Source organism: Leptodesmis sp. (assembly GCF_052746595.1).
This window is the reverse complement of sequence record NZ_JBRAGO010000011.1, coordinates 7,510-28,654: the sequence shown is the minus strand read 5'-3', so window position 1 is coordinate 28,654 and position 21,145 is coordinate 7,510. Positions and strand designations below refer to the sequence as shown.

Genomic DNA, 21,145 nt, shown 5'->3' with positions numbered 1-21,145 from the left:
CTCAAAAAGACCAGCCTATCCAATGGAAGTCAATTTCACCCAAGCTTAGGTTAAGATATATGAAGAAATAGTTCTTCATAAAAAATTTTCTATTCCTATGCTGACCTCAACGGACTTCAGTGGGCTAATTAACGATCGCTTCTTCAAAAACTTCTTCCCCATTCCACCCAGTAATGATCTGAGCTATGGGAAGACCACCCCAGACTTTGTGCTGCCCAATATTACCCAGGGTGGCACCATTCAGTTATCTAGCTATCAACAGCAACAACCCGTGATTCTGGCATTCACACGCATTTTTACCGAGAAGCAGTACTGTCCTTTCTGCTTCCCTCATATCAAAGCCCTGAATGAGCATTATCCAGAATTGCGCGATCGCAACATTGAACTGCTGATGATCACCAGCACCGATGAGCAACAGAGCCAGATTGTCGTGCGAGATTTAGGCTTGCAAATGCCCCTCCTCAGTGACCCCAGTTGCCAGGTATTTCGGGCTTACCAAACAGGCCAGGCATTAGGCGCACCCCTGCCAGCTCAATTCGTCCTCGATCGCCAGGGTCAATTACGTTACAAGCATCTGTTTTCATTCTTAGACCATAATGCCAGTGTAGAAACCCTGCTGGCGGTTCAGGTATAAACCAGGCTTGCCTGGAGAACTGAGGTTTCCATAGGAGAAACTACGGTTCTGAACCTGGATGAAGTTCAAATTGAATCTGAAAAAACAGGCAGAATCTGACCAATGATGTAAACCGTAACTGATATCAGCAGGGATGTATGAGCCCGATTTCTTCTAAAACCCCTTCTTCCCCTTCTGTTCTGTCTGCCCCACTTCAGTTCGCCCAACAACCGTTCCTGTGGCTGCGTGCTTTCTGGAAATTTTCCCGCCCTCACACCATCATTGGCACTAGTCTCAGCGTCCTCGGCCTCTATCTGGTCGCCCTCTCTACTAGCAACGCATGGTCCAGAGCCATCACCCCCCTGCTCCTCGATCCCCAATCTCTCCTCCCCACTCTCCTCGCCTGCCTCGGCGGCAACGTCTACATCGTGGGCTTGAATCAACTGGAAGATGTCGAGATCGATCGCATTAACAAACCCCATCTTCCTCTGGCATCGGGGGAATTTTCCCGTCCACTAGCGATTGCGATCGTGCTGGTGATGGGAGTGCTGGCGATAGGACTGGCCTGGTTACAGGGGCCATATCTGCTGGCAATGGTGAGTATCAGCTTGCTCCTGGGAACGGCCTATTCCTTACCACCTATGCGTCTGAAACGGTTCCCCTTTTTAGCCTCATTGTGCATTTTTACCGTGCGGGGTCTGGTGGTAAATGTGGGATTGTTCCTGCATTTCAATTCCGTTAGGGAGCGGGGATTGGAAATGGGGGATTGGGCAGCAGGGAGTGGAGAGCGGGAATTGGGAGGGTTCTCATTCTGGGAAAACCTTGCCTTCTCGTTGCCACCCGTTGTGCTGGCGTTGACCTTGTTTATTCTGATGTTTACATTTGCGATCGCCATTTTCAAAGATATTCCTGATGCGGAGGGCGATCGCAAGTACCAGATCAGCACCTTTACCCTCAGACTAGGTCAACAGAAAGTTTTTAATCTGGCTCGCTGGGTATTGACAGTAGCCTACGGTGGCATGATCTTGGCGGGATTGGTTGGCCTACCAGGAGCCAATTCCTGGATACTGGTCATCACTCATTTACTGGCGCTTGGGTTATTTTGGCAGCGCAGTTTCCAGGTCGATTTGCAGGATAAAACATCGATCAGTCGTTTCTATCAATTCATCTGGAAATTGTTTTTTGTCGAGTATTTGATCTTTCCCATTACCTGTTTATTGCACTGGTACGGCTATCACTGAGCCAATACACTATTGCAATAGTGCAGCAGTAGCGATAAGCGATCGCAAATTTGCTGCTGTCGTTGCTGAAGAGTATTCTCCTGCCGAGCGGCTTGTAGAAATAGTGCGTCCATCTTCAATAACCGCAGTTGCTTGTCAATTTCTACATTGATCGACTGCAATCGATGCTGCAGTTCCGGTTCTAGACGCTGTAAATCCAGGTTCCAAACTTCAGTCTGGAAATAGGTCTGTAATGTAGCGATCGCGCTTTTCACGCGAGAAGCATCTAAAGGACCAATCAGAGTCTTTTGTAACTCCTCTATTGCCTGTTGCAAGTGCTGATAGGGCGGCTGATAGACGGAAGGTAACATCTCATGGAGATAACTAGGATATCTTAAACATACCCTGTTCAGGGCTACCTCCTGCTTCAATTTGAACCAGATGAGAGAGATGCCTCAGTTCCTTGCTGGGATTGCAGAAACTCTCGGACAACCTCTTTGACATCCCGCAATTCTCCTTCCACTGCGTAATTCAGACGACGCATCTGATCAGCGGTGATCAGGCCCTGCAGTTCGGCGATCGCCGGAGCCAGAGTAGGATAGCGCTTCAATGTTTCCTCTCGCACGATCGGCACGGCTTCATAAGGTGGGAAATGGCGTTTGTCGTCCTGTAGAACCACAAAGCCGAGACGCGCAATTTGACCATCAGTGGAGTTGCCTGCCGTGAGATCAATTTGCTTTTGTAATAGCGCCCGGTAAATCAGACCCAGATCCATAATCTGAGGCGGTTTGGCAAAGGTAAGATTGTAGGTTCTTGCCAACCCTGGTAAACCATCTTGCCGCTCAGAAAACTCATAGCCAAAACCAGCTCGCCATTGGGGAGTATATTGAGCCGCCTGAGATAGGGTTTGCAGGTTATATCGTCTGGCTTCATCCCCCCGAATCACGATCGCAAAGGTATTTTCAAAGCCCAATCCCGGCATCACAGCCAGCTTGAAGTTTTTAGCATAGCCCTGCTGCAATTGCTGAAATAACACTTTGGGATCGGCGGGAATCTTTTGATTTTCAAACAGCTTGCTAACGGTTGCTGCCGTCCCTGTGTACTCGATATAGGCATCAATTTTGCCAGCCAGGATCGCCTGATAACAGACATAGGAACCGCCCAATCGGGGTTTGCGATCGACTTTCAGCCCTGTCTTGTTCTCAATTTGCTGCGCTAGTAACTCTCCCAGGATATCCTGCTCTGTAAAGTCCTTGGAGGCCACGGTAATATCCGCATTGCCTGCCGTAGTGAAATTAGAGTGACAGGCCGCGATCGTCAGGGTCAGGGTCACGGACAACAACCCAAAAGCAACAAATCGGTTCACAATCGTCTGTTCTACTCGGTGATTACTCCTGGTGATAACAAAGCATAGCCCAAAACGCTAAGGTTGAAATATATCAAATAACCGTTTGCATGGGAGCGTGATGGGCTTGACCAAGCTGGAACAACAACTAGAACAACTGAGAGCACTGTTTGCTGAAATGGATCGGGCACTGATTGCCTACTCTGGAGGAATTGATAGCACGCTGGTAGCCAAGGTTGCCTGGGATATGTTGGGCGATCGCGCCTTAGCCGTTACCGCGGTTTCTCCCTCCCTGCTACCAGAGGATTTGGAAGAAGCCTGCATTCAGGCGCAAGCAATTGGGATCGCTCACGAACTGGTGGAAACCCACGAACTGGAAAATCCCAATTACGCTGCCAATCCCACCAATCGCTGCTATTTCTGTAAAAGTGAATTGCACGACACCCTGAAGCCCTTAGCGTTAGAGCGAGGATATCCCTATGTTGTGGACGGCGTGAATGCCGATGATTTAACCGATTACCGACCGGGAATCCAGGCGGCCAAGGAACGGGGAGCGCGATCGCCATTGGCTGAAGTCGGGATCTCCAAGCTAGAAGTTCGGGAGATGGCAAAATATTTAGGCTTATCTTGCTGGGATAAACCTGCCCAACCTTGCCTCAGTTCCCGATTTCCCTACGGTGAGGCGATCACCATGGCTAAACTGCAGCGGGTCGGAAGAGCGGAAGCTTACCTGCGTAAATTAGGCCTGAAAACGCTGCGAGTCCGTTCAGAAGGCGACACTGCCCGTATCGAGTTGCCCCCGGAACAAATTAAGGAGTTTATCCTTACGATCGACCTCCCCCAACTGGTCGCCCAATTCCAATCCCTCGGCTTCCTGTATGTGACGCTAGATCTGGAAGGATTCCGCAGTGGCAAACTCAACCAGGTTCTGCAAATGACCAATGCAGGCTAATCTGCACGGCATTACTAGATTGGTAAAGCAGGAGCGCCAACGAGCTGACAAATTAGCAGCCAAATTGAAAGAGTCAGGTGTGAATCCAGAGGATTTGTGATTCTCATCGGGCGTAGAAAACTCTGGCATCCATGCCATTCGATTGCAGGAGTTTGCTCATCGCTTCTGCTTCCCTCACTTGCATATAAGGGCCAACAACAACATGAGGGCCACGGGGCTTCTCTCTGCCCTGAATTGCCGCAGGGCTAACCCCCATACCCATCAGACGATTGGTGATCGCATTAAAATCCTCGGTTCGTGCCGGGATTACAACCTCATAACGAGCTGCCAGATTAGCATTCCCTGGTATAGCTGTGGTTGGTGGAGTTACCGTTGCCGTTCCCAGAAATGGACTTCCTATCGGAGCATTCATCGGCACCGTTGGCGGTAAAGCATCGATCGGCATCCCGAGCGGTGGTGCAACAACCGATCCATCCATGGGAGCGTTCGGCAAGGAATTTGTTGGCCCTGTCGGTGGCAGTTGCGTTATCGGCGCATTGATAGAGGCATCTGGAGAAGTATTGGTTGGCATTCCTGTTGGGGCAGGCGCTACTGGCACAGTTCCAAAAGCTGTCGGAGCCGCGTTAGGAAATAGATTGGAGGATGTGTTTGCGGTTGGCGAGATCGGCGATGAATTGAAGGGATTCCCCGTAGGAGCAGCCATCCCATTACTCATCGGAAATGACATTCCTGTCATCTGTTGTCCGCTGCCTCCCATATTGGCAGAAATGGCCTGCGCTCCAATCCCATAATCTGAGAGTGCCAAAACCCGTTGTTGAGCCGCTGCCGGATTATCAAATGTACCCGCTACAATCACTTGTCGTCCCTGATACATCTGCATGGAAGCATTAGGTTCCAGAAACTTGATCTGCCGCAACAGGTATGGGCTGGCTCCGTAGACGATCACTTGATAAGCCCCTCCATAATAGCCAGTAGTCGCCTGCCCCCCGGCAGGATAGGCTGCTGGAGCAGGAGATGCCGGAAGTGCAGGCATCGGTTGAGCCATGGATGGCAAAGGAACTGGATTGGTGTCGGGTGGAGGGAAACTACCGGGTACTGAAGGTGGCGGTGGCAGTGCCTGCATTTGGGCATAGCTCACGGCTGGCAGCAAGAGCAAACTGGCGATCGCCAGGCCCATGCTCCAACCCAACCGACTGGATCCTTGAATCCTTGAATCTAGACGATTCTCGCTTTGCGCCGCTGACATAGTAACTCCCTCATGGTTTTCTCTGGCAGCCATGTTACACGCAGAATCTGCGATCGACGCATTTGATTATCCACCCAAGGGATTCGCAGAGAAATCGTGCCTGCTTAAACAAAACTTCATCAATTCCAATCAATTGATGTGAATTAGAAGAAGAATTCCTGATGTTTTTACTGATTAATCCCGATTGCTGTTTTATTTAAGCATGGGCAAATGCATCCTGATTTGAGGCAGTATGTATGGCTTTTGAAAAACTCACGTAATCTCTGATGCTGCTTCCCAGCGCAGCATTGCAAAACCCGAAATGACCCGATTAGGGAATTTTATAGCTTTCTTTTAGCCCTGATTCTGCGTTTGGGCTAATTGCTGATGTTTTGCAAAGGCTGTTTTGACCGCTAGCCAGAGTTCTTGAATCGTTACATGATGAATATGTTTGGATCTTTTTCTCATTTTCACGATCGACTGGCCATTCTGACTGAAGACGGGCTACGTATTTCTTACGAGGAACTAGATCGATTAATTGAAGAATTTAAATCCCGTTTTTCAGCAGGCCGAGGAGTTGCTCTGATTGAATGCGAAAATTCATTAAATTCGATTGTTGCGTACCTGAGCGCTCTTCGTGCTGCTTGTCCAGCGATGCTAGTCGCCTCAAAACAGCCTGAAGTTAACCAGAAACTGCAGACTCAATTTTCCGCTTTATATTACGTTGATCCCGCTGCCAATCAAGTCACTATTCATCAATCAGGAGCGACAATTCAGTTACATCCTGATTTAGCGGTTATCCTCTCAACCTCTGGCTCAACTGGAACGGCAAAGTCGATTCGGTTGTCGTACAAAGCGCTTGAAGCCAATGCGAGATCGATCGTCGAATATCTTGCTATTCGTGCAGACGATCGGGCACCTACAACCCTGCCCATGTATTATTCCTACGGGCTTTCAGTGATCAACTCGCACTTATTAGCGGGAGCAACGCTAGTCTTAACGCAGAAGTCCGTCGCTGAACCAGAATTTTGGCAACTCTTTGATGAAAGTCGTTGTACAAGTTTTGCAGGTGTCCCTCATAGCTATGCCCTGATTGAAAAAAGCGGTGTAAAAACAGCCGATCGTAAGACTTTGCGGTATGCCACACAAGCTGGCGGACGGTTAGAACCCCACCGTGTCAAAGCATTAGCTGAGCAAAGCCAGAAAGAAGGCTGGTAATTTTTTGTCATGTATGGCCAAACCGAGGCAACAGCCCGGATGGCTTATCTGCCGCCAGACCAGGCATTAGCCAATCCTCACTGTATTGGTATTCCTATTCCAGGGGGTAAATTTCGGCTAATCAATGATCAGGGAGATGAAATTGAAAACCCAGACGAAACTGGTGAACTGGTCTATACAGGCGACAATGTGATGATGGGCTATGCGCTCAGTGCTGCCGACCTCTCTCGTGGCTATGATCTCACGGAATTACGAACAGGAGACTTGGCCCGTCGAACCAGCAACGGACTTTACTATATTGTTGGCCGGAAAAAGCGCTTCGTGAAGCTATACGGATTGCGAATTAGTCTGGATGAGGTTGATAGTTGGTTACTTGATCATGGCTACATTGCCGTTAGCACAGGTCGCAATGATACCTTGTGGATCCTGACGACCACGGCAACCAATGTTCCCCTCATTCGCGAGTCGGTTGCAGATTGGCTGGGTTTACCTGCAGCTTCAATTCATGTTGGTGTGATAGAAGCGATCCCCCGGAAAGCAAATGGCAAGATTGACTTCAGTGAAGTAAGCCGTTTGGCTGACCAGGAAGCTCAAAAACTGGATGCGGCGATCGCGGCTCAGGCTAAAAAAGCGCCCCAAAATACCGTTCGAGATATCTTTGCTGCACGTTTCCCCAACCAAGAGATTACACCAGGGGCATCTTTCGTCAGCCTTGGCGGTACATCCTTAGACTATATCGACATGATGATCGAACTGGAAAAGCGCATCAGCAATTTGCCGCCAAACTGGTATGAGCTAAGCCTGCGCGACCTGGAGCAGCAGCAAGGAAAGAGACGTCTTTGGCAAAAAATCGAGCCACAAATCTTCCTGCGCTGCCTTGCCATTTCGCTGATCGTGATCGGACACCTCACAGATTTTGATTACGGGGGAACAGGTGCTGTCTTGTTGTTGATGATTGCTGGCTTTAATTTTTCCCGATTCCAGCTTCCCAATATCATCGCCACAGGATCACCTCGACCGGTGCTAGCACTCGCTGCAACCATTGCAATCCCGACTATTGCCTATCTTCTGATCGAGCAGATAGTGTTCCGCAAGCTGCATCTTCCATCCCTACTGCTATTCTCTAATCTGATTCAGGCCAACGCCAATCAAGGCCTTTCTTATTGGTTTATTGAAGTTTATATACAAATCTTATTGATTGGTGCACTGGTAATCAGCTTAATCCCTAGAAGGTACATATCTAATACCCGTCAGGAAAGCGTTTCTATTGCTTTAATAGGATTTTCTCTATTGTCAAACCAGATTGGTCCTGTAGTTTGGGATACTAATCTATTGTACAATCGAGTACCTCACATGCTCCTCTGGTTATTTGCCTTCGGTATCGGTGCTCAGACGTTGAAAAGTCCATTGTCCAAGTTAATTTTGTCAGTAGCTTTCCTTGCTGCGGTTGCACTCAATTTTGGATTGGAAACTCCCTATCTAATTCTCACCTATGGTGGTTTATTGCTGATCTGGCTCCCCTGGATCAAGGTGCCAACCATTTTGAAATCGCCCATCTCTCAGGTTGCCAGCGCCTCCTTGTTCATCTATCTGTCTCACTTTCAGTTCCATTCACTGAGTAAGAAAATTTTTGGCAACCATGCCTGGATGGGGGTAATTTTTGCTCTTGTTGGTGGGGCTATTACCTGGAAGCTTTATCTTGCCTGCTGGTCTCATATAGTACGCATCCGACCAAGCCGCAAACTAAGAACACAGGCAAAAGTTACTCCACCAGTCGAGCAACTGCAGGAACGGGAAAAGTTTTGGTCACAAAATAGGTAGTTTCCTGGACAGAACGATCGCTTCTTCTGAGCTAGCGTTGGCCTTTTTCAGGATTGGCAACTCATGATGAAATCCCTGAATCAGGTTTATTTATGACAACAGTATCTGGTGTCCAAGCATCTGCCGCTATAAACGCACGCAAAAAGGCCAACTTTCCCTACTCCATTCACAGTTTTCGTGGCTTTGCACTTTGAGTGTTCGTCGCTCATCATGTTTTTCCGGAGAATAAAAATCGGATAGAGCAATCTATTTTTTCCATCAGCCCACGAGCAATTTACACCGTTGGCAATAATCCCCGCTCTGCCAACCATTGCCGATTGAATAGTTTGGATTGATAACGACTGCCGCCATTACACAAGACGGTGACGATCGTGTGCCCAGGACCTAATTGCTTGGCAAGGGCAATCGCCGCTCCTACATTAATCCCCACCGAGCCGCCCATGAACAGTCCATCTTTTTCCAGCAGTTAATAGACCACCCGCACGGCCTCATGATCATCCACCCGAATAGCATCATCTGCCGGGGCACCCTGCATATTACTGGTGATCCGGCTACTGCCAATTCCTTCTGTAATCGAGATTCCCTCTAGGGTAATCTGACCCGTTTTGACATAGCTATACAGGCCACTTCCCATCGGATCCGCGACGACACAGCGGATATTGGGATTTTTGGACTTGAGAAACAGAGCAACCCCAGCATAGGTGCCTCCGGTTCCCGTAGCTGTCACCCAGGCATCACTTTGCATCTTCGGGGCCAGTGGTTTCATAATGAGCACGGCGATTTGAAAGATTATCAAATTGGTTGGCCCAGATTGCATTCTCCATTTCTGAGGCAATCCGTCCAGAAAGTCTCACGTAGTTGTTGGGATCTTTGTAGGGTACTGCCGGAACTATGCGAACTTCTGCACCCAGCGTTCTCAACAAATCAATTTTTTCCTAAGATTGCGCCTCTGGAATAATAATCAAACACTTATAGCCCTTGGCATTGCAGATGTGGGCCAAACCAATGCCAGTGTTGCCTGCCGTTCCTTCGACAACGGTGCCTCCAGGTTTCAACAATCCTTGAGTTTCCGCGTCCTGGATAATGTAGAGGGCGGCCCCGTCTTTGACAGAACCACCGGGATTCATAAATTCGGCTTTTCCCAGAATTTCACACCCCGTCTCGTCACTGAAGCTATTAAGCCGAATCAAGGGAGTATTGCCAACCGCTCCTACAAAGCCATTTTTAATGTCCATTCTGTCAATTTCCCTGATAGCAGTCCTAAATCGAGTTGTCCACAGGAATAATCAGTGTACTTCTGCAACAGTAACCATTCCAAGGCGGTCAGGGCGATCGCAACTTCCCTAATCAAATTTGGCAGATAACCTACCCAAAATTTTATTCACTGCTTCTGCCTTCTGTATCCAGGCAGAACAGCTATAGAGCTAAATAACAGAGTAAGCTGTAACAGGATATTTGCAAGAATTTGCGTAAGCTCTATTTCTTTCACATTTCTTAATTTTTTCGCTTTCCTCTACCCTGACACCTCTTCGATGCAACCCACTGACACTGATCGCGCCTTACGGACTTCTGAAGACTATCCTATTCATGTAGACTTTTTACCGAAACGGGTTGTGCCTCTCTCTGGCCTGTTGGGAATGACGATCGCCCCTGGAAAATGCAACCAGGGAATGCGCTTTCATTGGTGCCGGAATCTATCCCTGGATCTAGCGCGGTTACGTCATGATTACGGTACGAATTTGCTGGTGACGCTATTAGAAGCGGAAGAAATGGTAGACCTGCAAATTGCCAATTTGCTCTACAAGCCGTTCCCACCTACGGCATGAAATCCCGCTGGTTCCCCATTCCCGATTTTGGAACTCCCGCCTCGATGACTGGCTTGAGCCAACTAGTCGAGGATATCTTGGCTGCCTTGGAGGGAGGACGGGCGACGGTAGTTCACTGTCGCGCGGGGCTGGGCCGAACTGGCTTAGTTGTTGCGTCTTGCCTGGTTGCACTGGGTTATTCTCCGAAAGAAGCATCTACCCACGTACGCACCGCTCGCCCTGGCAGTGTGGAAACTCTGGAGCAGGAAGCTTATGTGCATCAGTTTGCGGCAGTCTGGAAGCAGGATAAAAACTTTTCTCGGCACCCCAGGTCACGCTAAAGCGAAACTACAGCTCTGAACGTAAACAAGGTTTAGAATCAAGTCTGCGGCATTTCTGATGTAAAGCCAGTGATGAACTTTCTTTCTTCTCTCCTGATTCTGGCCTTCCAGTTTACCTCCCCTGGCCCGGAAATCCCCTTCCTGCGGTGGGGATCATTTTCGATTCGCTGGTATGGGTTCTTGATTGCCTCGGCGGTGCTAATTGGCGTAACACTCTCCCAGTACCTGGCCCGCCAGCGACAGGTCAATCCTGAGTTGGTCAGTGATCTGGCGATCTGGATGGTAATTGGGGCAATTCCCTTAGCCAGACTGTACTATGTCGCATTCCAGTGGCAGGAGTACGCTCAGCATCCGGATCAAATTATCGCGATCTGGAGAGGCGGAATTGCCATTCATGGGGCGATTATCGGTGGCTTGATTGCAGCCTTGATTTTCTGTCGTTTACAGCGAGTGTCTTTCTGGCTAATGGCCGATCTGGTTGCTCCTGCATTGATTCTGGGACAGGCGATCGGACGCTGGGGCAACTTCTTCAACTCCGAAGCCTTTGGTCGTCCCACGGATTTGCCCTGGAAGCTTTACATTCCCCCCAACCACCGTCCTCCGGGCTATCAAAGCTTTGAGTATTTCCATCCCACCTTCTTATATGAGTCGCTATGGAATTTGATGGTGTTTACCATTCTGATGGTGCTGTTCTTCCGCGATCGCTCTGGCAAAATGCGCCTGCAAACGGGCACGATTTTTCTGGTTTATCTGGTGGCTTATAGCTGCGGACGTTTCTGGATTGAAGGCTTGCGAACCGATAGCTTGATGCTGGGGTCGCTGCGAGTTGCTCAGGTCGTCAGTCTGGTTGAGATCGCGATCGGTATGACTGGACTGGCCTGGTTGTACTTGTGGCACCGTCCCCTTCCTGATGTGGTGCCTCCCCAGAAAGGGGAAAATTCAGCGGACGCGGCCAGTTCCAACAAACAGCCCTAAAAAAATAACCCCGGAGCCAAAACTCCGGAGTCTCAATCAGGGTGCATCTACCACTTCATTCTTCCCAGGTCAGAGAGGCCATCCGGAAACTTTGAGAAATTAAACAGGATTGAGTCACTGATGTTTCATTCTGTCTTTTCACTTCATTAGAGGTAGTAGATCGAAGTCCTGGCGAATTTCCAGCAGGGGGCGATCGAGCAGTGATTCAAACTCCATAAACGGAACCCAGCGTTGGCGATGGCAAGTCTTTAGCCGCAAAAACACTAACTCTGGCAACAACTGGAGTAACACGAACCCAATCGAGACATACAGCCAGAGGACTCCCCGTGCTTCAAGGAAGTCTTTGTACATATCCCGAACTGTTGAATCGATAGTTGGATTCTGAATCGTTTTTAGATGATCCCCAAACGTGTAGTCACTCGTCCACCAGATCAAGGGCAGAATTTTAAGTTCATCATATAGGCTAGTGTCACACCCATACACAACGTGGGACACATCATGAGCCAGCAAAATTTTGCCAAATTCTGTGGGTAACGCCCTGGGATCCATCACATGCGAGTTCAACGTATAGTATTCCTCCAACCCCTCCCGCAAGGTTTGAATACTAGTTTTATCTATGTATTGAGCACGTTGTTTGTTCATTGCTCCACCGACTCAAGGCAGAAAGTCTGAATCAAGCCTCTGCAACTCGTTGTTTGACGCTCTGGTTGGTACTGGCACTTCAGTAGATGCATCAACGGCAGTTGCAGATAGTTGCCTAATTCTTGCTGTTCGCTGCGCCCCAAGGCTTCTAGTTCCTCAATCAAATTGTCAACATCTAATCCTGTCCAGTATCCTTTTCGCAGATAGTCGGCCTACTGTTGTGTCCATTGCAAGAAATCTTGGTCATAAAGTGTGGCCTCGTGCATGCGCCGTAGCTCCTAAGCAGCCAGCAGAAAATTTTTTAGTAAAACTGTATACCTGATCCTAGCAAGTTGAGATCAAATCATTATCGGGTAAGGTGGATAATCTGCTCAACGGTTTGGGCATAGGTACGATCGTCCAGCACAGGAAGACTGTCACTGATCTCAAAGGATTGGTGTAAATCAATCCAGGACTTGCAGCCCCCATAAGTCTCTGAGTAGGGAATCAGTTGGGCAGATGTGAACTGGTAAACCCGCAGCAACAGGACGTAAAGCGGTTGGCTGGGTTTCCAGCGCAGGCGATCGCGGACAAACTGTTTATTCCAGATGTGAAAGGGAAACAGCGCGTCAACCCCCTCCACCCTGTCAATTTGCACAATATCGGTAATCTCTGCCCAGGAACCAATTCGTACCTGCTCTGGGTGCCATCCCGAAGCAACCAGTTGAATCTGATCGGCATAAGTAGCTTTCACCAATTCCGGTTTTTGATGCTCCACGGTGGGATACAGCAGGACGCGATCGTGCTCTACCCGAAACCGACCGCCTTCCTCCCGAATTCCCCCCTTTCGTAACAGGACGATCGTTTCCCCCCGTTCCAGAGCATGAACGGCAACCTGCCATTCCTTTAGTGCACTGGTCAATAGGTCATACGTCATGCGTCATTAGTTTGAATCTTCAGCTTTTCTCAAGGGTTAGGGAATTCACAGAGCCATGCCTCCCCACTAGCATGAAATAAGAACAATCTGATCGCAATTGAGCCAAAGGAAGTCTATAACCCTACACGACTTATTGATGCTAATTTTAATGCTCTCTCCTGGAATTCTGCTCTTCATCATCGTTATGGGGACTTTTGCCTTTGGAGGATGAGGGGAGTTGAGAGTGAAAAGTTAAGAGTTAAGAGTGAGAAATAGACAGTGAATAACAAACTTCTAATTTTTAACTCTTAACTCTCAATTTCCTACTCAGCCAGGCCAATTTCCCGTAATCGCTGCATCAGGTACTCGCCTGCGGTGATGGCGGGAAATAGTTGTTTCCCGACTTTGGCAATGCAGCCAGGAAGGGGAGTGAGATCAATTTCCTTCCGAGGATGAACGAAGTAGGGCATCGAGAAGCGACGGCGGCGATCGCCTGTGGGATTCACAACCCGATGAGTGGTGCTTTGCAAGACTCCATTGGTTAGTTGTTGCAGCATATCACCGCTATCCACAATAATTTGTCCTGGCAGGGTTGGAATGGGTAGCCAGGAGCCGTCTCGTTGCAGTAGCTCCAGCCCATCGTCCGTGGCTTCACAGAGCAGAGTAATTAGATTGATGTCTTCATGGGGAGCTGATCGTAGACTGGCCGGATGGGCATCTGCGGGAACGGGAGGGTAGTGAATGATGCGAAGGATCGTGTCACTCTCCTGGATCATGTCAGACAACAATGTTTCTGGTTCTCCCAGGTACAAGGCACAGGCTTTTAGCAATTCAGCAGCACAGGCTTCTAACTGAGCATAAAGTTGGGCCATCACCGGATGAAATTGGGGCACTTCGGCAACCTGCAGGTTAGCTGCATAATGTCCCGTTAGGGGATGTCCGGCTTGTAAATCCCATCCCACATGCCAGAACTCTTTCAAGTCAGGGTAGGGATGATCTTTGGCGTGTTCTTGCCCAAAAGAGGTGAATCCTCGCTGTCCATGCAATTCCGGAACTTCATACTGTTGCTTAATGGCCTCTGGTAATTCAAAAAACTGTTCCGCAACCTGATAAGCCTGCTGGATCAGGGCTGAATCCACGCCATGATGGGTAATCGCGAAAAAGCCAGTTTTTTCTAGTGCCTGACCCAGTTGGATGATGAAGTTAGTGCGGCGATCGCTACTGGCATGAAAGTCCCGTAAATCCAGAACCGGAATGCTTTGAATTGAAGCCATAAGATGTATTTGTGGGATGCTAAAGGTATCTCATTCACAGCAATCTGATTCACAGCAATTGAGAGATAGCTAATGACTGGCTTGATTTTAGTGTATGCATTGCTAGTCGCTATTGGCGGCATTGTGGGATATGTCAAGGCGGGCAGCCAGCAGTCTTTAATCTCTGGCTTAGTGAGTGGGGTTGTCCTGGCGATCGCCTGGTTCCTCAGTTTGCAAAATCCTGCTGCCGGATTTGCCCTGGCGGCCTTTCTGGCACTGGGACTGTTGATCGTTTTTACGATCCGCTTCCGTAAAACAGGGAAGTTTATGCCTGCGGGGTTAATGGCAGTATTGAGTTTGATCGCTATGGTGATATTTGCAGTGAGTTGGTTGAATTGACCCGGTTATGGCAGTTAAGAACCCAGTGCGATCGCTTCAACATATCGTCGTCACGGCTGACCAGATGCAGCAGATTGAGGAGCGCGTGTTTGCCGCCGGCATGCCCGTACCCGCGCTGATGGAAAAGGTTGCTGGACGAATTACCCAGCGGATTGAAGCGTTATTTTTAGGAAGGTCTGGATTGCGGGTGGGAGTGCTGGTTGGGCCAGGACACAACGGCGGCGATGCGCTGGTCGTTGCCCGTGAACTGCATTTTAAGGGCTGTCAGGTCGTCATCTATCAACCATTTACCAAGCTGAAAGAGTTGACCGGACATCACGCTCAATATTGCAGCAGTTTGGGGATCCCAACCATTGAGCAGGTAGAAGCTCTGCAGGAGTGTGACTTGCTGGTTGACGGATTGTTTGGCTTTGGTCTGGAGCGATCGCTCTCTGGCGACATTGCCAATGCAGTCGATCAGATCAATCAATGGCACAAACCCGTTGTTAGCATCGATCTCCCATCCGGACTCCATACCGATACCGGACAGGCATTAGGCACCGCTATTCAAGCCACGCATACCCTTTGTCTGGGACTCTGGAAACAGGGATTGTTACAGGATCAGGCACTGGCTTACGTGGGTCAGGCTGACTTGGTGGATTTTGATCTTCCCCTGGCGGATATTCATGCCGTCCTGGGAGACCATCCTCCGGTACAACGGATTACCTCAGAACGCGCGATCGCCTACCTGCCGTTGCCCCGTTCGTTAACCGCGCACAAATACACCGCAGGCCATCTGCTTTTGATCTGTGGTTCCCGTCGCTATGCCGGAGCCGCGATTTTGAGTGGCCTGGGAGCACGAGCCAGTGGAGTGGGAATGCTGTCGATCGCCGTTCCCGCCTCTCTTCAACCTGTGCTCATGGCCCAGTTGCCAGAAGCCCTGGTCGTCGGTTGTCCAGAAACCCCGTCCGGTGCGATTTTGTACTTACCGGATGAGATGCAGTTGGATAAATATTCTGCGATCGCCTGTGGCCCCGGACTCACGATGGAAGCCAAGTCTGTCGTGCGATCCGTGCTAGGTAGTTCTCTGCCTGTAGTGCTTGATGCGGATGGATTGAACATGGTGGCTGACTGGGGCACCTCCATGCTGGAAACTCGCACCGCTCCCACGATTCTGACTCCCCATCCCGGCGAGTTTAAGCGGCTGTTTCCCCATTTAGCGGAAAATCTCCCATGTCGGGTCACGGCAGTCCGGGAAGCCGCTGCCCAAACGGGAGCGATCGTTCTCCTGAAAGGCGCACGAGTCACCATCTCAGATTCCCACACCGTCTGGATCAATCCCGCCAGTACACCCGCCCTCGCACGTGGGGGCAGCGGCGATGTCTTAACCGGATTAATCGGCGGCCTCCTAGCCCAACCACTCGCCCAGCAGCAGACCCAGTCCCCCATCCCCCATTCCTCATCTCTCATCCCCAACCTCGTCCAATCTGCCGCCTGGTGGCATTCTCAGGCCGGCATCCTGGCCGCTCAGGAACGCACCGAATTAGGGGTCGATGCTCATACCCTGGCCCAATACCTCATTCCTGCACTCAAAGCCCATTTGTAAAGAGAATCGGTCATTCCTGTAAGGGGGCATCAGTCATTCAGCATCAGTTCATTTCCCATCCACTCACCCACGCAGCCCCTCCCCCCTATTGGTCAACTGTTGCTGTCCACAAATGCGGAGTTTGAGAACGGCAATCCTGCTGCACCAGGGTATGTACCTGCCAGCCTGGATCGGTTTGAGGATAGTCCGATCGAAAGTGTCCCCCGCGGCTTTCGGTACGAAAATTCGCACTTTTCAGGATCAGCAAGGCAATATCCAGAAGATTACGGGTTTCTGCCCAGGTTCGCAGCGATCGCCCCTCCTCTGCCGTCTGCAACCATGGGGAGCTTTCTGGAACCAGCGTCTGAAGTATTTGACTGATCGGTAAGCGAGCAAAGTCTTCCCGCCACTGCTCAACCTGAGCGATCGCCCCTTCCATCTGGGCAGTCTCCCGACAAATTCCGGCACTCTGCCACACCAGGCGGGGTAACTCCTGGCGTAATTTTTCAATACGGGCAAGTTCCTCTGGAGAGAAAGAAATTTCAGGTTTTTGATTGACTGTAGAGCAGGGATTGGGGATTGGGGATTGGGGATTGGGGATGACACCTGAATTTTGAATGTTGAATTTTGTGCTATCCCCGAATTGTGCTCCAAACACCAGGCATTCCAGGAGCGAGTTGCTGGCCAGACGGTTGGCACCGTGAACTCCCGTACTGGCGGTTTCGCCCACAGCATAAAGACCGGCGATGGAGGTGCGATTGCACAAATCCGTGGCAATTCCGCCCATCCAGTAATGAGCCGCTGGAGTTACGGGAATCGGTTCTTGAAACACATCAATGCCCCACTGCTGGCAGACTTGAATGATGTTAGGAAATCGATGCTGAATAGTGGTCTGGGGAATCGGACGCAGATCTAACCAGATGTGGGCATGGGCCGGATCGGTACTGGTCTTTTGCAGATGATTAAAAATGGCCCGACTGACGACATCCCGGGGAGCCAGTTCTCCAGCAGGATGGTAGTCAAAGGCAAACCGATATCCCCGATCGTCCACTAAATGCGCTCCCTCCCCCCGTACCGCTTCACTGATCAAAAAATGGGGCGCACCGGGTTTTGTTAAAGCCGTTGGATGGAACTGTACGAATTCTAGATCTCGCAGGATTGCTCCAGCCCGATAGGCGATCGCAACTCCATCTCCCGTACTTAAGGCCGGATTAGTCGTTTGGGCGAAGACTTGTCCCCCTCCCCCTGTTGCCAAAATAACCGCTCCCGCCTCTACCCAGAAAACCTGATTTTCATAAAGTAAACTCACCCCTCGGCAGTGGCCATCAGATGGATCAAGCCATAAATCCAGGGTAAATGCCTGAATCACCTGAATATTATCCCGCTGCAAAACACGGGCAGCCAGGGTACTGACTACCGCCCTGCCTGTAGTGTCCGCCGCGTGTAGTACCCGTCGTCGCGAATGAGCCGCTTCCAGGGTCAGAGCGAGTTGTCCGGCGTGGCGATCGAAGCCGACTCCCAAATCCACCAGATTTTTGATGCAAGACGAGGCATGTTCGACTAAAAATTGCACCGCCGCCCGATCGCACAGCCCAGCCCCTGCCCGCAGAGTATCTTGAACGTGCAAGTCGATAGAATCCTGGGGATCAATGACGGCAGCAATTCCCCCCTGTGCCCAACCACTGGCGGAGAGAGAGAGAGGTTCCTTGGTAATCAATCCCACCTGCAGAAATGGAGGAAGGCACAGCGCAGTATACAGTCCGGCGGCTCCGGCTCCAATGACCAAAACATCAAAGGGTTGGGACAAGGAGAAGGCTGAAGACATGCAGTTAAAGCCGTAAACAGAAAAAATTGCTCTCTGTCCTGGAATCGGGCATCGAGCAATTCAGAAAATTAATATTAAGTGTAGATTAACGGTAAATTCCGTTATTGATCCGATCAGCACCTTCCACCAACGCAGATTCCACAGAGGTGACTGTGAAGTTGCTCAGGTTATTTTTCAGAACTTCCTTTTGCTGCTGAGTCAGGCCAGGAATATCCAGAACATCATCCACATTCTCATAGGGAGCATTCTTAACAATGATGCCAGCAAGGGTTGGGTATAGCCCTTGATACTGTCTGAATGCACGAACGTTTGTATTATTAAGATCTAATTTTTGACCAAACTCGCTGGCTAGTTTCTCACTCACGGCATCGCGCACCTCTTCCTCAGCCGCCGCAATCAACGTTGAGTTGCTAGTCTGCCAGGTGAGTTGAGTCAGGGTATTAGCGTCAGAACTCAAAGGAGCCGCGATCGCGGACTTAGACACACCAAACCAGCCAAGTAAGCCAACCAACAGGGTTAGCAGACACAGAATTCGTCTCATAAAATTTATACCTCCCATTCCATTCCCACGGAGTCTATATAGGCATTTATTAGAGCCTATCATTTCCTGGTCACTATCTGTTGGGAGATTCTCAGAAAGACCTTTGCTCAAGACACATCAGGTTTGTGCCCTAGTTGACCTTCTTTCTTTTTAAGGAAGGCATCCAGTTCTGTAAAGGAGCAGGCATAGGCAATGGCAGGAGCATCATATCCCCGCAGGTTGACCGTGTACTGACCACATAGAGTCTCGTCAGCACCCAGAGTCGATAAGCATTGGAACGTCGTTTTGCCAACGGCTACATCCTTCCCGATCTGCTTCGTAGAGGTTTCTAGCCGGAAGGCGGCATTCACTGTGTCACCCAGGGCAGTGTAGTCGGGGCGATCGCCGCTGCCCGTATTCCCTACCATCGCATAGCCCGTATTAATCCCGGCACCAATTCTCAGCGGGAAAGGCAGTGGATAGAGGTTATAGAGATCGGTGGTCATTTTGTGTAAGGCGCTGAGAGCGTGGAGAATTTTCAGCATTTCATCATCGCCTACTTCCTGAGCACCGTGGATCCACACGGCCATCACCGCATCTCCAATGTATTTATCAACCCAACTGCCGTATTGTCGAATAATATCTCCGGCGTGTCGAAACCAGGTGCCAATCATTTCAGAAAGAATCTTTTCATCCAACTGGCGAGTCAGCCCCGTAAAGTTGCGAATATCAACAACCAGTACAGAAATCAAACGCCGGACATGCAGGGTTGCCGTTGCCGTAAACTCCCTGGAATCCATCCCGGCACTGTCCTCGTCCTCCTCTGGCTTAGGATGGCTGGGGATGGGGCAGTAAAATTCCAGTTCCGTCTGGCCAAAGGTAAGGCAATCGCCATTGTTGAGGGTGACAGGAATGCTCACCCGCCGACCATTGACAAACGAGCCATTACGGCTACCCAGATCAATTAGATAAAATTCTCCCGTTTCCATATACTGCAATATCGCATGATTACGAGAGATCCAGCGATCAGGCAGAACAAAGTTATTATCCTCACTACGGCCGATCGTCCAGCAATTACTTCCTGTCAGAAGCAAGCGCCGGTAACCAGAATCGGTCCGCAGAAGCAGATGGGGTGTGGGTTGGGTTGTCACCACAGACTGTGAAAAACGTAATTCTTCCCTATGATGCATCCTGACACATCCGTTAGGGTCAGTGTAAGGGCTTAAAAGAGACTTGCCCGAATTTTTCTATTCGGACTGACTCCAGCCTAGCAGTCAGTTAGCCAGTTGTCCCTGCTCAAAATGTGCGAGATGAGTTGAACGAACTAAGCCAAGCAGGCCGCTACCCAGAACAAACCATCCACCAGAATTGTGCTCAACACTGCGCCACTGAATGCCCACCAGTGTAACTTTTGGGAAGCTAGCGGCAACAGACTGAGAGCCAGCAGCAGACTAGCCAGTATGATAGCCCAAGCGATTCCCCAAGGGGTCTGTATTTGAGCAATCGCACTTTGGAAAATGGGTCGAGCAGAAATTTCGCCCACCTGCATTAGAGTACGCCAATAAGGAATTAAATCTACCAGATAAAAGTAAATATCTGTGACAACTGTTCCCAAAAAGGATCCCAGATAGAAGAAATTAGCGACCTTATTCTCTTTTCGAGAAATTCCCCAAAGCGCAAAGGGTAAACCGATTGCCTCAACTGGCAGATGGTACAGCGGTTCCCAACGCAGCCAGCCCCAATACAGAGAACCAGCCAGCCATGTCCAGGTAAACCCAATGAGTAAATCTCCCCACACCTGAGTTTGGCGATGTGCCTGCAGCCAACGCCCCAATCCCAACCAACCTACAGTAAAAAACAGGCTGACCCAGGGAAGCGATCGCACCAGGGGAGCCTGGATAAACACGGGAACAGAAACTAAGAAGATGGCAGCAGCAAACAACAGCCATTGCTTTCGTTGTATGACCTGAGCAGAGGCAACAGGCAATGCATCTAAATCTGGCAGGCAGACGAGAGATGGAGCAGCGTAACTGGATGATGGCGTAGAGGAAATCAAGGGCTTATGAAAAATGAGTGGACAATATACAATCGTTAATACTTCTTATTTACTTTACTTTATTTAATATATCAAGCTAAACAACTTAATCTATTGATTCACTATATCCCCATATCCCCCCCAGGGGCATACTTTTATCTTACACAGAATCTCCTAGTTCTGGAATCTCTCTATATTTGTAGTGGCTATGGGAACACTCAAAAAGATCTAATATTGGCGGCTTGTCCTAACGTTAAAGATTTGGTAGGGTTCCAGTCGAGCTACAGACAGCAGGGATATCTTTTGAGATAGTTGCAAGCAGTTTCATTCACCGTTCTGCCGCGATCTGGTCGGCCCCTGGTTGGGCTAATCTCTATCCGGATCTCAGCTTTTCTAGGGATCCAGTGGCTGCTGCAGTACCTAGAGCGTCACAGTACCTGTTTTTTTGGTTTGAGATTATCTGTTAGGGGGCATTTTCTTAATTTCTGGAGTCCCAA

At 49.7% G+C, this 21,145-nt stretch carries 23 protein-coding genes and 1 pseudogene; 9 read left to right on the top strand and 15 right to left on the bottom strand.

All coding sequences use genetic code 11. The annotated features are described in order from the left end of the window. The first annotated feature begins 97 nt into the window (after positions 1-97). Together ACUVQO_RS04030 and ACUVQO_RS04025 are read left to right on the top strand one after the other, a co-directional pair. Positions 98-634 (top strand): peroxiredoxin-like family protein, encoded by a 537-nt coding sequence (locus ACUVQO_RS04030; protein WP_445924607.1) that lies wholly within the window; start codon positions 98-100, stop codon positions 632-634. Between the two features lie 137 nt (positions 635-771). Then, entirely contained in the window at positions 772-1,854 is a 1,083-nt protein-coding gene (locus tag ACUVQO_RS04025) for a homogentisate phytyltransferase (RefSeq protein ID WP_445924606.1), read from the top strand. On the opposite strand, the gene patD is transcribed toward ACUVQO_RS04025, so the two are convergent. Together patD and ACUVQO_RS04015 are read right to left on the bottom strand one after the other, a co-directional pair. Further along, positions 1,848-2,204 carry a heterocyst frequency control protein PatD gene (gene patD, locus ACUVQO_RS04020; protein ID WP_445924605.1) on the bottom strand — a complete coding sequence of 119 codons (357 nt, stop codon included), beginning with the start codon at positions 2,202-2,204 and terminating at the stop codon, positions 1,848-1,850. The two genes, ACUVQO_RS04025 and patD, sit on opposite strands and share 7 nt — an antisense overlap. Positions 2,205-2,260: 56 nt before the next feature. Further along, positions 2,261-3,199 (bottom strand): glycine betaine ABC transporter substrate-binding protein, encoded by a 939-nt coding sequence (locus ACUVQO_RS04015; RefSeq protein ID WP_445924604.1) that lies wholly within the window; start codon positions 3,197-3,199, stop codon positions 2,261-2,263. A 106-nt stretch (positions 3,200-3,305) separates the two neighbouring features. Here ACUVQO_RS04015 and larE point away from each other — a divergent pair, with 106 nt between their 5' ends. Next, positions 3,306-4,130, top strand: a complete 825-nt coding sequence (larE, locus tag ACUVQO_RS04010; RefSeq protein WP_445924603.1) for an ATP-dependent sacrificial sulfur transferase LarE — start codon at positions 3,306-3,308, stop codon at positions 4,128-4,130. A gap of 103 nt (positions 4,131-4,233) precedes the next feature. On the opposite strand, the gene ACUVQO_RS04005 is transcribed toward larE, so the two are convergent. Beyond that, the gene (locus ACUVQO_RS04005; RefSeq protein WP_445924602.1) at positions 4,234-5,376 is read right to left on the bottom strand and encodes a hypothetical protein; all 1,143 of its coding nucleotides are present in this window, start codon (positions 5,374-5,376) and stop codon (positions 4,234-4,236) included. Between the two features lie 417 nt (positions 5,377-5,793). Between ACUVQO_RS04005 and ACUVQO_RS04000 the strand changes: the two are divergent. Then, positions 5,794-8,394 (top strand): annotated as a pseudogene (locus tag ACUVQO_RS04000) (AMP-binding protein). 274 nt (positions 8,395-8,668) lie between these two features. On the opposite strand, the gene ACUVQO_RS03995 reads toward ACUVQO_RS04000, so the two are convergent. From ACUVQO_RS03995 to ACUVQO_RS03980, 4 genes are all read right to left on the bottom strand, one after another. Further along, positions 8,669-8,836: a hypothetical protein gene (locus tag ACUVQO_RS03995; RefSeq protein WP_445924601.1), complete on the bottom strand. Its 168-nt coding sequence runs from the start codon at positions 8,834-8,836 to the stop codon at positions 8,669-8,671. 24 nt (positions 8,837-8,860) lie between these two features. Next, positions 8,861-9,160, bottom strand: coding sequence for a pyridoxal-phosphate dependent enzyme (locus ACUVQO_RS03990; RefSeq protein WP_445924600.1), 300 nt, complete (start codon positions 9,158-9,160; stop codon positions 8,861-8,863). A 169-nt stretch (positions 9,161-9,329) separates the two neighbouring features. Next, a complete protein-coding gene (locus tag ACUVQO_RS03985; protein WP_445924599.1) occupies positions 9,330-9,629 on the bottom strand; it encodes a pyridoxal-phosphate dependent enzyme in 300 nt (99 codons plus the stop codon). Beyond that, on the bottom strand, positions 9,605-9,745 hold the full coding sequence (locus ACUVQO_RS03980) for a hypothetical protein (protein ID WP_445924598.1): 141 nt from the start codon (positions 9,743-9,745) through the stop codon (positions 9,605-9,607). The genes ACUVQO_RS03985 and ACUVQO_RS03980 overlap by 25 nt, the downstream gene beginning before the upstream one ends. A 181-nt stretch (positions 9,746-9,926) precedes the next feature. On the opposite strand from ACUVQO_RS03980, the gene ACUVQO_RS03975 reads away from it, so the two are divergent. From ACUVQO_RS03975 to lgt, 3 genes are all read left to right on the top strand, one after another. Further along, on the top strand, positions 9,927-10,220 hold the full coding sequence (locus tag ACUVQO_RS03975) for a hypothetical protein (RefSeq protein WP_445924597.1): 294 nt from the start codon (positions 9,927-9,929) through the stop codon (positions 10,218-10,220). Continuing rightward, positions 10,217-10,540, top strand: a complete 324-nt coding sequence (locus ACUVQO_RS03970) for a phosphatase domain-containing putative toxin (RefSeq protein ID WP_445924596.1) — start codon at positions 10,217-10,219, stop codon at positions 10,538-10,540. The genes ACUVQO_RS03975 and ACUVQO_RS03970 overlap by 4 nt, the downstream gene beginning before the upstream one ends. Positions 10,541-10,612: 72 nt before the next feature. Then, positions 10,613-11,515: a prolipoprotein diacylglyceryl transferase gene (lgt, locus tag ACUVQO_RS03965; RefSeq protein ID WP_445924639.1), complete on the top strand. Its 903-nt coding sequence runs from the start codon at positions 10,613-10,615 to the stop codon at positions 11,513-11,515. A gap of 138 nt (positions 11,516-11,653) precedes the next feature. On the opposite strand, the gene ACUVQO_RS03960 is transcribed toward lgt, so the two are convergent. The 4 genes from ACUVQO_RS03960 to ACUVQO_RS03945 all read right to left on the bottom strand — a co-directional run bounded on the left by ACUVQO_RS03960 (position 11,654) and on the right by ACUVQO_RS03945 (position 14,326). Further along, positions 11,654-12,157, bottom strand: a complete 504-nt coding sequence (locus tag ACUVQO_RS03960) for a hypothetical protein (protein ID WP_445924595.1) — start codon at positions 12,155-12,157, stop codon at positions 11,654-11,656. Continuing rightward, positions 12,154-12,360, bottom strand: coding sequence for a DUF29 family protein (locus tag ACUVQO_RS03955; protein WP_445924638.1), 207 nt, complete (start codon positions 12,358-12,360; stop codon positions 12,154-12,156). Before ACUVQO_RS03955 ends, ACUVQO_RS03960 begins: the two co-directional genes overlap by 4 nt. A 143-nt stretch (positions 12,361-12,503) precedes the next feature. Next, entirely contained in the window at positions 12,504-13,073 is a 570-nt protein-coding gene (locus ACUVQO_RS03950) for a DUF1802 family protein (protein WP_445924594.1), read from the bottom strand. A 302-nt stretch (positions 13,074-13,375) separates the two neighbouring features. Continuing rightward, positions 13,376-14,326, bottom strand: coding sequence for an isopenicillin N synthase family dioxygenase (locus ACUVQO_RS03945; RefSeq protein ID WP_445924593.1), 951 nt, complete (start codon positions 14,324-14,326; stop codon positions 13,376-13,378). Between the two features lie 72 nt (positions 14,327-14,398). On the opposite strand from ACUVQO_RS03945, the gene ACUVQO_RS03940 reads away from it, so the two are divergent. Further along, positions 14,399-14,704 (top strand): TMEM14 family protein, encoded by a 306-nt coding sequence (locus ACUVQO_RS03940; RefSeq protein WP_445924592.1) that lies wholly within the window; start codon positions 14,399-14,401, stop codon positions 14,702-14,704. Between the two features lie 7 nt (positions 14,705-14,711). After that, positions 14,712-16,289, top strand: coding sequence for an NAD(P)H-hydrate dehydratase (locus ACUVQO_RS03935; protein WP_445924591.1), 1,578 nt, complete (start codon positions 14,712-14,714; stop codon positions 16,287-16,289). 85 nt (positions 16,290-16,374) lie between these two features. Here ACUVQO_RS03935 and nadB read toward each other — a convergent pair whose 3' ends face one another. The 4 genes from nadB to ACUVQO_RS03915 all read right to left on the bottom strand — a co-directional run bounded on the left by nadB (position 16,375) and on the right by ACUVQO_RS03915 (position 20,669). Beyond that, positions 16,375-18,093 carry an L-aspartate oxidase gene (gene nadB / locus ACUVQO_RS03930; RefSeq protein ID WP_445924590.1) on the bottom strand — a complete coding sequence of 573 codons (1,719 nt, stop codon included), beginning with the start codon at positions 18,091-18,093 and terminating at the stop codon, positions 16,375-16,377. Positions 18,094-18,178: 85 nt separating this feature from the next. After that, positions 18,179-18,634: a photosystem II complex extrinsic protein PsbU gene (gene psbU, locus ACUVQO_RS03925; RefSeq protein ID WP_445924589.1), complete on the bottom strand. Its 456-nt coding sequence runs from the start codon at positions 18,632-18,634 to the stop codon at positions 18,179-18,181. A gap of 107 nt (positions 18,635-18,741) precedes the next feature. Continuing rightward, on the bottom strand, positions 18,742-19,764 hold the full coding sequence (locus ACUVQO_RS03920) for an FHA domain-containing protein (RefSeq protein ID WP_445924588.1): 1,023 nt from the start codon (positions 19,762-19,764) through the stop codon (positions 18,742-18,744). 173 nt (positions 19,765-19,937) lie between these two features. Then, entirely contained in the window at positions 19,938-20,669 is a 732-nt protein-coding gene (locus tag ACUVQO_RS03915; RefSeq protein WP_445924587.1) for a DUF3120 domain-containing protein, read from the bottom strand. Positions 20,670-21,145: the final 476 nt, after the last annotated feature.

What these genes read in the sequence shown, in the direction of transcription:
- ACUVQO_RS04030 (WP_445924607.1), top strand. Translation starts at nt 98, where the DNA reads ATGCTGACCTCAACGGACTTCAGTGGGCTAATTAACGATCGCTTCTTC.
- ACUVQO_RS04025 (WP_445924606.1), top strand. Translation starts at nt 772, where the DNA reads ATGAGCCCGATTTCTTCTAAAACCCCTTCTTCCCCTTCTGTTCTGTCT.
- patD (WP_445924605.1), bottom strand. Translation starts at nt 2,204, where the DNA reads ATGTTACCTTCCGTCTATCAGCCGCCCTATCAGCACTTGCAACAGGCA.
- ACUVQO_RS04005 (WP_445924602.1), bottom strand. Translation starts at nt 5,376, where the DNA reads ATGTCAGCGGCGCAAAGCGAGAATCGTCTAGATTCAAGGATTCAAGGA.
- ACUVQO_RS03995 (WP_445924601.1), bottom strand. Translation starts at nt 8,836, where the DNA reads ATGGGCGGCTCGGTGGGGATTAATGTAGGAGCGGCGATTGCCCTTGCC.
- ACUVQO_RS03990 (WP_445924600.1), bottom strand. Translation starts at nt 9,160, where the DNA reads ATGAAACCACTGGCCCCGAAGATGCAAAGTGATGCCTGGGTGACAGCT.
- ACUVQO_RS03985 (WP_445924599.1), bottom strand. Translation starts at nt 9,629, where the DNA reads ATGGACATTAAAAATGGCTTTGTAGGAGCGGTTGGCAATACTCCCTTG.
- ACUVQO_RS03975 (WP_445924597.1), top strand. Translation starts at nt 9,927, where the DNA reads ATGCAACCCACTGACACTGATCGCGCCTTACGGACTTCTGAAGACTAT.
- ACUVQO_RS03970 (WP_445924596.1), top strand. Translation starts at nt 10,217, where the DNA reads ATGAAATCCCGCTGGTTCCCCATTCCCGATTTTGGAACTCCCGCCTCG.
- lgt (WP_445924639.1), top strand. Translation starts at nt 10,613, where the DNA reads ATGAACTTTCTTTCTTCTCTCCTGATTCTGGCCTTCCAGTTTACCTCC.
- ACUVQO_RS03960 (WP_445924595.1), bottom strand. Translation starts at nt 12,157, where the DNA reads ATGAACAAACAACGTGCTCAATACATAGATAAAACTAGTATTCAAACC.
- ACUVQO_RS03950 (WP_445924594.1), bottom strand. Translation starts at nt 13,073, where the DNA reads ATGACGTATGACCTATTGACCAGTGCACTAAAGGAATGGCAGGTTGCC.
- ACUVQO_RS03945 (WP_445924593.1), bottom strand. Translation starts at nt 14,326, where the DNA reads ATGGCTTCAATTCAAAGCATTCCGGTTCTGGATTTACGGGACTTTCAT.
- ACUVQO_RS03940 (WP_445924592.1), top strand. Translation starts at nt 14,399, where the DNA reads ATGACTGGCTTGATTTTAGTGTATGCATTGCTAGTCGCTATTGGCGGC.
- ACUVQO_RS03935 (WP_445924591.1), top strand. Translation starts at nt 14,712, where the DNA reads ATGGCAGTTAAGAACCCAGTGCGATCGCTTCAACATATCGTCGTCACG.
- nadB (WP_445924590.1), bottom strand. Translation starts at nt 18,093, where the DNA reads ATGTCTTCAGCCTTCTCCTTGTCCCAACCCTTTGATGTTTTGGTCATT.
- psbU (WP_445924589.1), bottom strand. Translation starts at nt 18,634, where the DNA reads ATGAGACGAATTCTGTGTCTGCTAACCCTGTTGGTTGGCTTACTTGGC.